The sequence below is a fragment of the Algibacter lectus genome (genome assembly GCF_004368925.1).
GTDB classification, from domain to species: Bacteria; Bacteroidota; Bacteroidia; order Flavobacteriales; family Flavobacteriaceae; genus Algibacter; species Algibacter lectus.
In genome coordinates this window covers 1,629,185-1,643,723 of record NZ_SORL01000007.1, presented here as the reverse complement: position 1 = coordinate 1,643,723, position 14,539 = coordinate 1,629,185, and the positions used below count along the sequence as shown (strand labels likewise).

The 14,539-nt window shown below is 33.5% G+C and carries 16 protein-coding genes and 1 tRNA gene; 6 read left to right on the top strand and 11 right to left on the bottom strand.

The features are described from left to right. Positions 1-412: 412 nt before the first annotated feature. Together prmA and DFQ06_RS07450 are read left to right on the top strand one after the other, a co-directional pair. Complete coding sequence (gene prmA, locus DFQ06_RS07455) at positions 413-1,249, top strand: 50S ribosomal protein L11 methyltransferase (protein ID WP_042497323.1); 837 nt, start codon at positions 413-415, stop codon at positions 1,247-1,249. Positions 1,250-1,316: 67 nt separating this feature from the next. Next, positions 1,317-1,592 carry an ATP-dependent Clp protease adaptor ClpS gene (locus DFQ06_RS07450; RefSeq protein WP_042497325.1) on the top strand — a complete coding sequence of 92 codons (276 nt, stop codon included), beginning with the start codon at positions 1,317-1,319 and terminating at the stop codon, positions 1,590-1,592. Between the two features lie 81 nt (positions 1,593-1,673). Here the strand turns inward: DFQ06_RS07450 and DFQ06_RS07445 are convergent, their stop codons facing one another. The 6 genes from DFQ06_RS07445 to DFQ06_RS07420 form a co-directional block, all read right to left on the bottom strand. After that, entirely contained in the window at positions 1,674-1,880 is a 207-nt protein-coding gene (locus tag DFQ06_RS07445; RefSeq protein ID WP_042497327.1) for a YgaP family membrane protein, read from the bottom strand. A 24-nt stretch (positions 1,881-1,904) separates the two neighbouring features. Further along, complete coding sequence (locus DFQ06_RS07440) at positions 1,905-3,317, bottom strand: MBL fold metallo-hydrolase (RefSeq protein WP_042497329.1); 1,413 nt, start codon at positions 3,315-3,317, stop codon at positions 1,905-1,907. Between the two features lie 117 nt (positions 3,318-3,434). Beyond that, positions 3,435-4,229: a sulfite exporter TauE/SafE family protein gene (locus DFQ06_RS07435; RefSeq protein WP_042503058.1), complete on the bottom strand. Its 795-nt coding sequence runs from the start codon at positions 4,227-4,229 to the stop codon at positions 3,435-3,437. Then, positions 4,230-4,643: a DUF6691 family protein gene (locus DFQ06_RS07430; RefSeq protein WP_074938114.1), complete on the bottom strand. Its 414-nt coding sequence runs from the start codon at positions 4,641-4,643 to the stop codon at positions 4,230-4,232. Between the two features lie 2 nt (positions 4,644-4,645). Beyond that, a complete protein-coding gene (locus DFQ06_RS07425; RefSeq protein WP_042503055.1) occupies positions 4,646-5,203 on the bottom strand; it encodes a YeeE/YedE family protein in 558 nt (185 codons plus the stop codon). A gap of 346 nt (positions 5,204-5,549) precedes the next feature. Further along, positions 5,550-6,179, bottom strand: coding sequence for a Crp/Fnr family transcriptional regulator (locus DFQ06_RS07420; protein WP_133966933.1), 630 nt, complete (start codon positions 6,177-6,179; stop codon positions 5,550-5,552). An 82-nt stretch (positions 6,180-6,261) separates the two neighbouring features. Between DFQ06_RS07420 and DFQ06_RS07415 the strand changes: the two genes are divergently transcribed. Further along, positions 6,262-6,335 (top strand) — tRNA-Arg (locus DFQ06_RS07415). 54 nt (positions 6,336-6,389) lie between these two features. Here DFQ06_RS07415 and DFQ06_RS07410 read toward each other — a convergent pair. The 3 genes from DFQ06_RS07410 to DFQ06_RS07400 form a co-directional block, all read right to left on the bottom strand. After that, positions 6,390-6,542, bottom strand: coding sequence for an SsrA-binding protein (locus tag DFQ06_RS07410; protein WP_074938075.1), 153 nt, complete (start codon positions 6,540-6,542; stop codon positions 6,390-6,392). A gap of 503 nt (positions 6,543-7,045) precedes the next feature. Beyond that, complete coding sequence (locus DFQ06_RS07405) at positions 7,046-8,659, bottom strand: M56 family metallopeptidase (protein ID WP_133966931.1); 1,614 nt, start codon at positions 8,657-8,659, stop codon at positions 7,046-7,048. A gap of 2 nt (positions 8,660-8,661) precedes the next feature. After that, positions 8,662-9,021, bottom strand: coding sequence for a BlaI/MecI/CopY family transcriptional regulator (locus DFQ06_RS07400; protein WP_074938071.1), 360 nt, complete (start codon positions 9,019-9,021; stop codon positions 8,662-8,664). A gap of 232 nt (positions 9,022-9,253) precedes the next feature. Between DFQ06_RS07400 and DFQ06_RS07395 the strand changes: the two genes are divergently transcribed. The 3 genes from DFQ06_RS07395 to DFQ06_RS07385 all read left to right on the top strand — a co-directional run bounded on the left by DFQ06_RS07395 (position 9,254) and on the right by DFQ06_RS07385 (position 12,138). Beyond that, complete coding sequence (locus DFQ06_RS07395; RefSeq protein WP_133966929.1) at positions 9,254-10,198, top strand: calcium/sodium antiporter; 945 nt, start codon at positions 9,254-9,256, stop codon at positions 10,196-10,198. A 12-nt stretch (positions 10,199-10,210) separates the two neighbouring features. After that, the gene (locus tag DFQ06_RS07390) at positions 10,211-10,726 is read left to right on the top strand and encodes a GNAT family N-acetyltransferase (RefSeq protein WP_133966927.1); all 516 of its coding nucleotides are present in this window, start codon (positions 10,211-10,213) and stop codon (positions 10,724-10,726) included. A 110-nt stretch (positions 10,727-10,836) separates the two neighbouring features. Further along, on the top strand, positions 10,837-12,138 hold the full coding sequence (locus DFQ06_RS07385) for a protein kinase (RefSeq protein WP_133966925.1): 1,302 nt from the start codon (positions 10,837-10,839) through the stop codon (positions 12,136-12,138). A gap of 13 nt (positions 12,139-12,151) precedes the next feature. On the opposite strand, the gene DFQ06_RS07380 is transcribed toward DFQ06_RS07385, so the two are convergent. Both DFQ06_RS07380 and DFQ06_RS07375 read right to left on the bottom strand, forming a co-directional pair. Then, positions 12,152-12,988, bottom strand: coding sequence for a phosphatase PAP2 family protein (locus tag DFQ06_RS07380; RefSeq protein WP_042503047.1), 837 nt, complete (start codon positions 12,986-12,988; stop codon positions 12,152-12,154). Between the two features lie 465 nt (positions 12,989-13,453). Continuing rightward, positions 13,454-14,476: a glutamine synthetase beta-grasp domain-containing protein gene (locus tag DFQ06_RS07375; protein ID WP_042497348.1), complete on the bottom strand. Its 1,023-nt coding sequence runs from the start codon at positions 14,474-14,476 to the stop codon at positions 13,454-13,456. Positions 14,477-14,539: the final 63 nt, after the last annotated feature.

The window sequence follows — 14,539 nt, the reverse complement described above, 5'->3', positions numbered from 1 at the left end:
CAAAGTCTCAATCCCTAACGCGGGCTAACCTGCAAAATGTAGAGACAACCCTTTGGTTTCTCCTTTTTTGCAAAGTTCTATTTAAAATAAATTAAATTCGTTAGCTTTTTTAATGATGTATTAAAAATGTAAAACACTTTATCATTCACTTGATAAGGTGTTTTTTGTTTTATAAAAACAGGGAATTTTCCTTTAAATCTTTTGTCATTTCTATGCAAGGAGAAATCACACATACTTGGTTGTGTAGAGAATATAAACAATTAGAATTTCTGTTTACGAAATCAAGTTAGATTTCCAAACGTCTCTAAAGACTAAAACCATCATAGAGCAGTCGCTTCAAACTAAGTTTTAATAAATTTTTATCACGAACTCCGTTAATAACGCTTAAATTTGCACTTTAATAAAAAAGCAAATGTCAAACATTATTTATATTGGGTACTATTTTAAAGTAGCGCCATTACAGCCAGCCGTAGAGATTTTAATAGCAGAACTTGGTTACGCTGGTTTCGAGAGTTTTGTAGAAAACGAAGATGGAGCAACGGCTTACATTCAAAAAGAAGAATGGAATGCTAATATTTTAGACGATGTTCAAATATTAAAATCTGATGAGTTTGAAATTACTTACGAATTCAATGAAATAGAACAAACCAACTGGAACGAGGAATGGGAGAAAAACTTTAATCCTATTATTGTTGACAATGCCTGTTCTGTTAGAGCACCTTTTCACGAGAAACCAGATACAATTTACGATATTATTATAGAACCAAAAATGAGTTTTGGTACAGGACATCATGAAACGACACACATGATGATTCAACATATTTTAAAAACAGATTTGAAAGATAAATCGGTTTTAGATATGGGCTGTGGTACTGGGGTTTTAGCGATTCTTGCTGAAATGAAAGGCGCAAAACCTCTAGATGCTGTAGATTATGACAATTGGTGTTACCTTAATAGTTTAGAGAATGTAGAGCGCAACAATGCTGAGCATATCACGGTTATAGAAGGCGATGCTTCTGCTTTAAAAGGTAAAAGTTACGATGTTATTATAGCAAATATTAACCGCAATATTTTACTTCAAGATATGGCAACTTATGCTGCTTGTTTAAATAAAAATGGTATGTTATTTTTAAGCGGATTTTATGCTGAAGACATTCCGCTAATAACAGCTGAATGTGAAAAACATTTGTTAAAATTTGAAGAAAAGTTAGAAAGAAACAATTGGGTATCGTTAAAATTTTTAAATTAGTAACATATTTAAACCGTTAACCAAGTGTTTTCCGATAAGGAAACATAAGAAAGACATAGTGTAAATTATGAGTATACAAGAAAAAACATTCGAAGAATTATTACTAGAAGAAGAAGTTTTAACTCAAAACGAGATTGTTTTGCATAACGACGATGTAAATACTTTCGATCACGTTATTGATACATTAATTTATGCTTGTGAGCATACACCAGAACAAGCAGAACAATGTGCTATGTTAGTGCATTACAAAGGAAAGTGCACGGTTAAAACAGGCTTATTAGACGATTTAAAACCACGTTGCTCTATGTTGCTAGAGGCAGGCTTAAGTGCAGAGCTCGTGTAAAACACATATATACAATAATCAAAAAAGACCTTTCAATAAAATGAGAGGTCTTTTTTTTTGCTATTAATGTCATTTTTCTTTCTACTTTACTTTCTTAATCGAGTTTATTTTTAAAATGCCATAAAGCGGGCAAAAGTTAATAAAACTTGTTACAAGTAAAAGAACAGCTACAGCCATTAATATTAAAGCAAATGTTCCTGAGATAATATTAAAATAGTAAAGTAAAGCAATAGCTATACCTGCAAGTACTCTAATAGCTTTATCGGTAGCTCCTATGTTTTTTGTCATTACTAAAAAATTAAATATTAATGTTTAAAGCGTACTTGGACACACAAAATCTGTGGTTGGTAAATCGGAGTTTTTAATAGCTCCAAATCCTCCAGCAATATCAATTAAGTTATCAAAACCTCTTGCTTTTAAAATAGATGCTGCTATTACCGAGCGGTAACCACCAGCGCAATGCACGTAGTAAGTTTGGTTTTTATCAATACTATTCATATTATCGTTAATATAATCTAGCGCAAAATGTTTAACGTTGTCACCTTTTAAATGCTCTGAGTTATATTCTCCATCTTTTCTAACATCTAAAACCTGTATGTCTTCTGCATTAAAGTGCTTAGAGAACTCATCAACCGATATAGACTTAATGGTTTCTATATCTTTTCCAGCTGCTTTCCAGCTTTCTATGCCGCCTTCTAAGTAACCTAAAGTGTTATCATACCCTACACGAGATAGTCTTGTAACAGTCTCCTGTGCCTTTCCTTCAGGAACTACAAGTAGAATAGGTTGTTTTAAATCTGTTATTAAAGCACCAACCCATGGCGCAAAACCACCTTGAATACCAATAGAAATAGAATTAGGAATATGGCCTTTTACAAAATCGTCCTGATGTCTTACGTCTAAAACTAATGCATCTTCACTATTGGCCATTGCTTCAAAAGCTTCTGGAGAAAGTGGTGTATCGCCTTTTTTAAGAATTGTTTCAAAATTATCATAGCCCGATTTATTCATCATGGCATTTTTTGCAAAATATTGTGGTGGTGGTGCAATACCATTTAAAACTTCTTTTATAAATTCTTCACGCGTCATGTCGGCACGTAAAGCGTAATTCGTTTTTTTCTGTTCACCTAAAATACCAACGGTTTCTTTGCTTAAGTTTTTTCCGCAAGCAGAACCTGCGCCGTGAGCTGGATATACAATAACATCGTCGGCAAGTGTCATGATTTTGTTACGAAGCGAATCGAACAACATGGCAGCTAAATCTTCTTTTGTTAAGTCAGATTTTATAGCTAAATCTGGTCGGCCAACATCACCTAAAAACAGAGTGTCTCCAGAGAAAATAGCGTGGTTTTTTCCATCTTCATCAATCAACAAATAAGTAGAAGATTCTAGCGTATGCCCAGGTGTATGCAATACTTTAATAGTGATTTCTCCAATTTTAAAGGTTTCGTTGTCTTTGGCTATGTGAGCGTTATAATCGGTTTCTGCATTTGGTCCAAAAACAATAGTTGCTCCGGTTTTTTTAGCTAAATCAACATGACCAGAAACAAAATCGGCATGAAAATGCGTTTCAAAAATATATTTTATTTTAGCATTTTCTTTATTTGCTTTGTCTACATATTGTTGCGTTTCGCGCAATGGATCTATAATAGCAACTTCACCGTTAGATTCTATGTAGTAAGCGCCTTGAGCTAAGCAACCTGTATATATTTGTTCTATTTTCATGTTTTAATTTTTTATGGTTTCTATGATTTCAATAGGAGTGAAATCGATACTTTTTTTATTACTTGATTCAAAATTAAGAAACTTTAATGGTTTGCTACGTTACAATTATTACATAAGCTATTTAAGCTCTTTGTACATTATGTATACGGCCATTAGTAGAACAAAAAAACCGAAGCTTTTTTTGAGTTTACTACTGCTAATAAATTTAGAAAAATAGTTTCCTAGAATAATTCCAAAAATGGATATCCCTGTAAATGTTAAAAGGAACGTCCATTCGATTTCTAATGTTTGCATATCTCCTGTAAACCCTATAAGGGAATTTATAGTGACAATGATTAATGAGGTTCCTACTGCTTTTTTCATAGGGATGTTAGCCCAAAGTACTAATGCCGGAACATATAGAAATCCGCCTCCCGCACCAATCAAACCTGTTATGGTACCTATAGTTAGCCCTTGTATAAAGGTTTTGTAATAAGGTTGGCTTGTTGTTGTAACAACATCCTCCGTTTTTCCTTTTTTAATCATGGAAATGGATGCTATAAGCATAATGATAGCAAAAAACACCATGATACTCATATCTTTGGTTAACGTGAAATTGCCAAAGTTAAATAAGGTTTCTGGTATATTTGGCACTAAATAGCGACGTGATAAATACACGGCAATAAAGGATGGAAATGAAAAAGCTAATCCGGTTTTTACATCTACCAAGCCCTCTTTAAATTTCTGTAAAGTGCCTACAAGTGAAGTTGTGCCAACAACAAATAAAGAATATGCCGTTGCAACAATAGGGTTGTAGCCTAATAAGTAGACTAATAAAGGAACAGTTAATATAGAACCACCACCACCAATAAGTCCCAAAACGAGACCAACAATAAGCGCGCCTACATAACCTATAATTTGAGAGCTTTCCATTTAGTGTGGGAGTTTACTTTTTAGTATACCGTAAATAAATGTACCAACTATGGCTGCCGAAATTACAATAAGCATGCTAGAAACGCCTGTGCCTAAAAGAATATACATAGGTCCAGGACATGCACCTATAAGTGCCCAACCTAAGCCAAAAATAATTCCGCCAACAATATAGCGAGTGATCCCGTTGTCTTTTTTAGGAACAAATATATCGGCGCCTTTTATGCTTTTGATATAACCTCTTTTTGATATTTGTAAAAACAAAATACCTGATATTACGGCTGTGCCGATAATGCCATACATGTGAAAGGATTGAAAACGGAACATTTCGTAAATGCGATACCATGAAACGGCTTCGGATTTTACTAATAGAATACCGAAGACAATGCCTACTAATAAGAATTTAATAAATTTCATAGTTAAAATATTAGAGGTAAAATAAGGTTAGTCATTATTAATCCACCGATAAAAAAGCCAATTACAGCTATTAGTGATGGTTTTTGCAAGCTGCTTAGCCCTGTAATGGCATGGCCTGAAGTACAGCCACCCGCATATCTGGTTCCGAAACCAACAAGTATGCCCCCAATAATTAATATGATTAATACTTTAGGTGATTTGAGCGCTTCGATACTGAAAAGCTCGTTTGGTAAAAGTGTTGCGCCTGCATTTTGAAAGCCCATATTCTGAAGCTCGACAACCGTTTCTGGGTTTAAATCGATAAGTGTATCGTTTGATAGATAGTGTGTTGCAATGAATCCGCCTATAATAGCGCCTAATACTACAGTAAGATTCCAGAGTTGATCTCTCCAGTTGAATTTAAAAAAATCGGCAAATTTACCAGCTCCTCCAATAGCGCAAAGTGTGCGCAGGTTGGATGACATACCAAAAGTTTTGCCAAAATAGAGTAGTAACGCCATAACGATGGCTATTAATGGGCCTGATACATACCATGGCCAAGGGTTCAAAATTATTTCCATATTCTTTTATTTGGTGCAAAGGTATGGTCTTGGTGTAGTATGTTTTGTAATAAATGTTACTTTGAATTTTGTGTGTGGTTAAGTTGTTTTAAGGGAGTCGGTTAGAAGTGTGTGCTGAGGTTACTTTATTCGTAAGACTTAGAAAATAGGTTAGAGGTTATGGAAACAAGAAGAAATAGGAGCGTAAATAAGAAAAAATACTGTGTTTATTTGATGTAGGTTTTTGTTGGCGGATTTGCTTGCGCTAGGGATAGTAGTGAAAAGCCCACAGTATGCGCAATGGCAATTGCGCGTACGAGGACTTGTAGTGAATAGCCCGACCCTTTTCGGGTAGCGCCCAAATGTTTTATAGAATTTCTATTTTGTTACGGCTTAGTTTTATTTTGTTTTCGTTTTCTAGCTGTTTTAAGAGTCTAGAAATTACGACGCGTGAGGTGTGGAGGTCTTCGGATATGTCGAGATGTTTTACGATAATGGTTTTTGAGCCGTTGAGTTCTGCTTTGTTGAGTAGGTAGTGGTAGAGGCGTTGGTCCATTTTTAAAAAGGCCAGATTGTCTATGGTTTCGAGCATTTCGTTGAAGCGTGATTGGTAACTTTCGAGTATGAAATTACGCCAACTGTGGTTGCTATGGAACCAAATTTGCATGTTTGCTACAGGTATAAGTACGATGCTTGAGTTGCTTTCGGCCACGGCGCGAATTTTGCTTTTTGAGGTGCCCATACAACAGGTAAGCGACATGGTGCAGGTTTCGCCGGCTTCGAGAAAGTATATTAAGAGTTCGTTACCATCGCTATCTTCACGTAATATTTTTATGTTTCCGCTTAAAAGTAGTGGGATGTATTCTAGATTTTGGTTGATATCGATTATAATATCATCTTTTTGAAAAGTTTTAAAGCTTCCGACTTCTAAGATTTCGTTTATAATATCTTGATCTAGAGCGTTGCTGAATTTTTCTTTTAAGAGGGCTTTTTCCATATTCAAAAATAATAATAAAAAAAGTTAAAAAAAATTTGGTGGGCTTTTATTAAAAGATGTATATTTGCACCCACATAAAAACGGCCTCGTGGCGCAACTGAATAGCGCACTTGATTACGGCTCAAGAGGTTACTGGTTTGAATCCAGTCGAGGTCACGAAAAAATAAGCTTCCAAGAAATTGGGAGCTTTTTTTATGCAATAATTTTAAATTAATCTAACGCGTTTTTAGTGACGTAAACACGCCAACCTATTATTGCTAATTGTAGTTTACTGGCTTTTGATAAATCGAGTTGTTTTTTAGAGTAACTTGGTAAGACTGCTTTGTTCACCTTTGCTAAAATTTTGAATATTTGCTTTTGCATCTATAACCTCTTTTTTTTGTAAAAATAGTAAAACTTATTCTAGACTAAGTTTTACATGTTTTGTGGTTAGATACTTGTAAGGATTGTGATAATTAAATCTACTACAAGTTTTGCAAGAGTCATCATAATTGTTAGTTTTAAAGGGTTAGTGTTATACTCAGTTTTTCGATTGAGTTTTCAATATATATTTTTAGAGAAGTATTCTCCAAGTGATTTTAGGTAAATCGGTGAAATTGAATGCGAATTTGTAAGTATAAAAATCATTTTTGTTTTAATATTTGAGTGACTTGCTTTGCGTGTGTTTTGAATTGTGTGTAAAATGTGTTAATATGGTTTTAAATTAAAACTTTTCAAGGGGTTTTTGAGGGTGTGTTTGAGAAACCAAGGGGGATTTGGTGTAAAACATAACGGTTTTTAATGGTTTTGTCTTTTTTGAAATTTAAAAAAACAAAAAAAGACACTCATTGCTGAGTGCCTTAATTTTGAATTTATGGGTTGGGAGTTTATTTTTTTGTGGTAATTTCTATAACGCCATTTTTACCTTTATCACCGTATTTATCAGTAGCGTTTTTATTTTTTAAAACATTCATTGATTCTATGTTTTCTGTGTCAAGATTTTTTAAGTCTTCGTAATTTACTTCTTCGTTGTCAACATACACCAAAGGTTGTTTGTCTTTCGCTATTTCTAATTTATGTTGTGTTTTTTTTGTTTGAACAGAATCTGAGTTTTTTTGATTATTGTTCTTAGTCGTAATTTCTATAGCTCCATTTTTAGCTTTTTCTCCATATTTATCAATAGCAGATTTTCCTTTAAGTACATTTATCGATTTAACGTTGTCTTCTTGTAAAGTAAAACCTTTTTCTTCTATAATTTTACCGTCGATAATGTATAAGCGATCGGTGTCCGTTAGAACTTGCGCCTTTGTTATCTCAAGGCCTATTTTTAAGTTTTCATCATTACTATTTTTTATAGTGATACTATGGTTGCTTTTATCAATAATAATATTTATGGTTTTTATCGGGGCGCTAGAATTAGAGCTATAGTTCGTGCTGTGAGATGCTTTATAACTTACCGAAATTTTAATGTCGGTAATAAGGTTGTTTTTATTTCTTCTAAGTTTACCTATTTTTAATGAGTATCCTTTTTGCGCTAAATCGCTTTTAAGTTTTTCTATAGTATTGTCTGTGGTTTCTTTATGAATGTAAAGGTTTAGTTTGTCTTCCGAGGTTGTTAAATTATTAATGTTAGAAACATCCTCTGTTTTAGAATTGATAATAACCTCTTCGGTATTGAAACTCATTAAAAATAGAGTTAATAGCGGTAATACTATTGCATACTTAAATAAACTGATTTTCTTCGATTTTGATTTGTGTAACATAACGATTCGTTTTTTGATTAATGATGTGTGAAAATTATTGGTTAAAGCCATTTGATGAGATGGCAAGCTTGTTTTTAATAAAGTGATTTGATACGTTTTTTTACAATCTATTTGATGTTGGGTTTCATTATCGGCTATAAATTCTAAATTTTGTTTTAAAGCTTTGTTGTAAAACCATATAAACGGATTAAACCATAGTGCAATGCAACTAAGTTGTGTGAGTAAAACATCGATGGAATGTTTTTGATTGGAATGAATTTTTTCGTGAATTAGAATCTGTTCTAACTCGGTGTTGTTAAAGTTATTTGGGTTAAAAACAATCCAGTTGAAAAACGAAAAAGGCGATATGTTTTTGTCCGTTTTAATATAAGTGTATTTACCGTGTTTTTCTTTTTTACTTTTAGAAATAACTAAACTTAAAGAGGTAAGTTGTATTACAAACCGAATAGAAAAACCGATAACTCCTAGTAAATAAGTTATAGGTAAGTAATCTAATATATTAAATGATGCTTCGATATTTTCGGGAACCTCCGTAGGGATATTATTAAAATTTGGTACGTCTACAGGAGTGTATTCAATATAAATTGGAATCACTAAAAAAGGCAACACAAATGCAGTTACAATACCGAGTATTAAAAACCATCTATTCTCATTAAAAAAAGTGTCGCGTTGCAAAAACACTTTATAACTTACATAGAAAATGGCTAATAAAGCAGATACTTTTAATAGGTATTCCATAATTAATTATCTTTTTCAATAAGTTTAATAATCTCTTTAAGCTCGTCTACGCTAATCTTTTCCTCCTTAGCAAAAAAGGACACCATGTTTTTGTAAGAGTTATTAAAATAGTTATTAATGGCTGTATTCATAAAACCTTTTCTATAATCTTCCTTAGAAACAATAGGGTAGTATTGGTGAGTTTTTCCGTAGGCATTGTAGGCTACATATCCTTTATCTTCTAAATTTCTAATTATAGTAGAAAGCGTATTATAATGCGGTTTGTCATTTTCTATTTCAGCCAAAACATCTTTTACAAAAGCCTTTTCTAGCCTCCATAAAATGTGCATTATTTCTTCTTCTTTGTTGGTTAACTTTTCCATTATGAATTAAAATGTTAATTATCAGTAGTTTTCAAATGTATAACTATTTTTGTAGTTATAAAACTAAAACAGCAGTTATTTAACTATTTTTTAAGTTTTCAAAAGTGTTTGTTCTTAATTTTAGCTGAGAGGTGGTCTTTAATTTATCTACTTACCTTATTGTTTAAAAAAAACTTTTCCCTTTTCGCTTTTCAATTTTCAGTTTCAATTATCTTCGCAAAAAAATATAGTTATGAGTTTACTTTGGGTTATCCTTGGTTTTATTTTATTGGTTGTTGGTGGCGAATTTTTGGTTCGTGCATCTGTAGCATTATCTTTTAAGTTTAATATCTCCAAAATGGTAATTGGAATGACGGTGGTTTCTTTTGCAACATCGGCACCAGAGTTACTCGTAAGTTTACAAGCCGCTTTGTCTGGATCGCCAGCCATTGCTATAACTAATGTTGTGGGATCTAATATTGCCAATATTGGTTTGGTATTAGGTATCACGGCTATGGTAAGCGTTATTGCTGTAGATAAATCATTTTATAAGCTTAATTGGCCTGTGATGATGGTGTTCTCTGTAGTATTGTATTATTTTCTGAAAAACGATAATGTATTGTCGGCAATAGAAGGAGGTATTCTGTTTGCAGGACTTATCGTGTTTTTAATATATTTAATAAGAAGCGCCAAAAAAGATACAGCTTCAGATGAGGTTGATGATACGTTGGCTACTGTTTCTAACTTTAAAATAGTGTTATGGCTATTAATTGGAGCAGCATCACTTTATTTCGGTAGTGAATGGTTAGTAGAAGGCGCTAAAGCTATAGCAGTTTCTATAGGGGTTTCCGAGGCTGTAATAGGTGTGTCGCTTATTGCAATTGGTACAAGTGTACCAGAGTTAGCAGCATCGGTTATTGCCGCAGCAAAACAAGAAAAAGCTATTTCTTTAGGGAATTTAATTGGCTCTAATATTTTTAATATTGCATCGGTTTTAGGGTTAACAGCTATGGTAAAATCAATTCCGGTAACAGAACCTTCTATTTTAAGTACAGATATTTTTTGGATGCTTGGTTTTTCGGCTATTTTAATTCCGTTAATATTTTTACCAAAACGTTTACAAATTAGCAGATTAAAAGGCTTTGCGCTAGTTGTTGGTTATGGCGTTTTTATGTTTTTGGTATTTACCGGAAAATAGAGTTTTTGTAGTATGGTTAAAATAGTACAAGCAACAGTTAAAGACGCTCAATTAATTGCTAAAGTTGGACGTAAAACCTTTTTAGAATCTCACGGACATAGTGCTTCGGAAGATGATATTAAAAAATTTGTTAATAAAACCTATCAAGAGCAAGCTATAGCTGAAGAATTTAAAAACGAAAACGTTCAATACTATATTATTTCTTTTGAAGATGAAATTGCGGGTTTTTCAAAAATTGAAGTTAATGCTTTAAGTCCTTGGGTTGATGCGCCCGCTATTACCAAATTAGATCGGTTTTACTTATTAGAAGCCTTTCATGGTAAAAAACTAGGTGTAGAATTCTTCAATTCTATTATTGAAACATCTAAGCAGTATAAACAACAAGGAATTTGGTTGGCTGTTTGGGTCGAAAATTTGAAAGCCATAAAATTCTACACAAAAAATGAGTTTAAAATTGTTGGTGATTACAATTTTAAACTTTCCGATACGCGATCAAATCCTAATCATATTATGTTTAAGGCTTACTAGTTTTTTTTCTTTATTTTGAATTTTTAAGCGGTAAATCATCCCGAAAAACCTGAGGTTTTTTGCTCTTTACACATCTATAATAGTTAGATTTGCAACTTCAAAATCGATACATGGTACATTCTTTAGAAGCATTAAAATCTGGACAATTAATAGGATCGAAAACATTAAAACTAGCTTGTGGTTTAGAAACGTTTCCGGAAGAAATTATATCGCTTTCCGAAACTTTAGAGGTTTTAGATTTATCAGATAATAATTTAACTTCTTTACCAGAAAGTATTACTCAGCTTAAGCATTTAAGAATTATATTTTTTGCAAGAAATAACTTTACGGAATTCCCAAGCATACTTGCAAAATGCCCTAATTTGAATATGATTGGTTTTAAATCAAATCAAATTAAAACAGTGCCAGAGCAAGCATTTCCACCATTATTAAATTGGTTGATTTTAACTGATAATAAGATTGAAAAACTTCCGAAAAGTATTGGAGATTGTACGTTGCTTCAAAAATGTGCTTTAGCAGGAAATTTAATTGAAGAATTACCTGTTGAAATGAAAGCTTGTGTGAATCTTGAACTCATTAGGTTTTCTGCTAATAAATTAAAATCGATTCCAGATTGGTTTTTTGAGTTGCCAAAATTAAGTTGGGTAGCTTTTGGAGGTAATCCTGCTGCTGCTAAAATAGAATTACAACCCGATTTTGAGGCTTTTGATTGGAACGATTTTTCTGTTAAAGAATTATTAGGAGAAGGTGCTTCTGGTTTTATTTCAAAAGCCTTTTGGAAATCGAAGAATAAAGATATTGCTGTTAAAGTATTTAAGGGCGATGTAACTAGCGACGGTTTACCAGATGATGAAATGGCTATTTCCATTGCAGCTGGTGCTCATGAGAATTTAATTCCTGTTTTAGGAAAAATTAAAAACCATCCGGAGGATAAAATTGGTTTAATAATGACGTTGATTTCTCCAGATTTCGTCAATTTAGGAAATCCGCCAAGTTTGCAAACTTGTACACGAGATGTATTTGATGAAACTTCTGTTTTTAATGCAGATGAGTTATTGAAAATTGCAAAAAGCATAGCTTTGGTTTGCCAGCAGTTACATAAAAAAGGTATTAACCATGGTGATTTGTATGCGCATAATATATTAGTGAATGCATCGGCAGATTGCCTTTTGGGTGATTTTGGTGCAGCTTCTTTTTACGATGTTAATTCTGAGCTTGCTCGTGCCATTGAGCGTGTAGAAGTACGTGCTTATGCTTGTTTAGTAGAAGATGTGTTAGGTCTTGTTCGTGAAAATGACATGAATACTGAACTTCTCGAAAAATGGCAGAAATTAATTGCTAATTGTACTGATGTAGATGTGAAAACTCGACCTACGTTTTCTGAGATTTTAGAGGCGCTTGATGAGTTTTAAAATAATTTTATACTTAGAAACGAACATTAAGCCCAATTTGCCCTGGTGCAAAAGATAAATCCCAATTTACCTTTTTATTGTTATATTTTTGATTGTATCTGGAGTCTAAATATTTATCTATAGATTCTACAATTAAAATGCTCATTACTGTCCCAAGGGCGACATCGGAAAACCAATGTTTACTGATTACAATTCTTGTAAATCCAGGAATCATGCCTACTGTGTAAATACCTGCTTTTATCCATGGACTCTTAAATTGTTTTGCAATGGCATAGGCATTCCCAAACGATAAAACGGTATGGCCAGAGAAAAAGGAATCGTAATTATTAACTTTTTTTAGTAATAAAGGATCAAAACTATTCGCTGAATCTCCAGTTAATGGTCTAGATCTTCCTAAAACACGCACGGTTACTTGCTGTAAAACTCCCCCTGTAATAGATGAAGCTAGCATTAAAACACCTGTTCTTCTAAGTTTTTCGTTTTTAATGAATAATCCTGTAAAATATACAGCGCCACTAAGGCTATAGTTTCCTTCCGGATTTGCTGTTTTTCCGCCAAAATGTAGCACGTTGTTAGGAATAGCACTTCGGAAACCATCAGACCAATGATCTATTTCATCATCTGCAAGTGTTAATAAAGCCGTTCCAGCCACTATTCCTGCAAAGTCTATCCATTGTTTATCTTTCCATTTTGTAGGCCTAGTAAAAGCATAACCAACACTTCTGCCAACACTACCCATATCGTATTTAAAGGTTTGCCAAATGGTTTGCTCTCCAAATGATTCCGGTGTGGTTTGTCCGTTCATGAAGTTTGAACAGAATAATAAAAAGACAATAAGCACTTTATTCATACAATTAATGGTGTTGGTAGATAATTGAAGTTATCTATCTGAAATGGGCGCGCAAATATATATTAATATCTTATTTAGAACTAATATATAGATATGTATTAATGTGTATAGAGATATGAGAGTAACTTATTGTTTTGAGACGAACACAGGCAGAAATTAGAAAGAAGCATAATGTTGCAAGAATGGGGAACTCTTTTGTTAAGCTGAAACGTTAGCGAGAATACGCGTTAGGGATTGATGCGGCATCCTTTTTTGTGCGAGCATCACTGTTGTAAACAGTGCGGAAGTTTTGTGTTTGTCTATGATGTTGTAAATAGTTTAAAAACTGTAGTGGCACAAATAAAGATATAGCGGAAAGCCCGACCCTGTGGGTAACGCCCCAAAAACTAACTTTATGATAAAATAAAAGCGCTAACAAATAAATGCGAGCGCTTGTATTATGAACAAAATGTTATGCTATGTGAATTATACCTTTGCAGATTTAACTGTTTTCACAATTCTTGCTGCAATTTTGTATGGATCAGCGTTTGAAGCAGGACGTCTGTCTTCTAACCAGCCTTTCCAGCCTTTTTCTACTGCGATTAAAGGAATACGGATTGATGCACCTCTATCTGAAATTCCCCAAGAGAAATCTGTAATAGCTGCAGTTTCGTGTAAACCTGTTAAACGTTGGTCGTTAAACTCACCGTAAACAGCAATGTGTTCTTTTACTACTGGGCGGAAAGCCTCGCAAATTGCTGCGTAAACTTCTTTGTCTCCACATGTTCTTAAAACATTGTTAGAGAAGTTTGCGTGCATACCAGAACCATTCCAATCCATATCTTTACCTAATGGTTTTGGGTGGTACTCGATGTAGTAACCATATTTTTCTGTTAAACGATCTAATAAATATCTTGAAATCCAAAGTTCGTCACCAGCTAATTTAGCGCCTTTTGCGAATAATTGGTACTCCCATTGTCCTGAAGCAACCTCTTGGTTAATACCTTCGAAGTTTAAACCTGCCGCGATACATAAATCTGCATGCTCTTCAACGAAATCTCTACCGTGTGTGTTTTTACCACCAACAGAGCAGTAATACATACCTTGTGGAGCAGGATAACCACCTACAGGGAAACCTAAAGGTAATTGTGTTTTATTATCCATAATGAAATACTCTTGCTCGAAACCGAACCAGAAATCATTATCATCATCATCAATAGTAGCTCTACCATTAGATACGTGTGGCGTTCCATCAGCATTCATAACTTCAGTCATAACTAAATAACCGTTGATACGATCTGGATCTGGGTAGATTGCAACAGGAACTAATAAACAGTCTGACGATCCGCCTTCTGCTTGTCTAGTAGATGATCCATCAAAAGACCAATTTCCTATTTCTTCTAATGTACCTTTGAAGTCTTCATGCTCTTCAACTTTAGTTTTACTTCTTAAGTTTTGAGTAGGGTGGTAACCATCTAACCAAAGGTATTCTAATTTAATTTTTGCCATAATGAATATTTTATAATTGAAATATTGATAATAATATCACAAATATATATTTTTAAGTTTTTA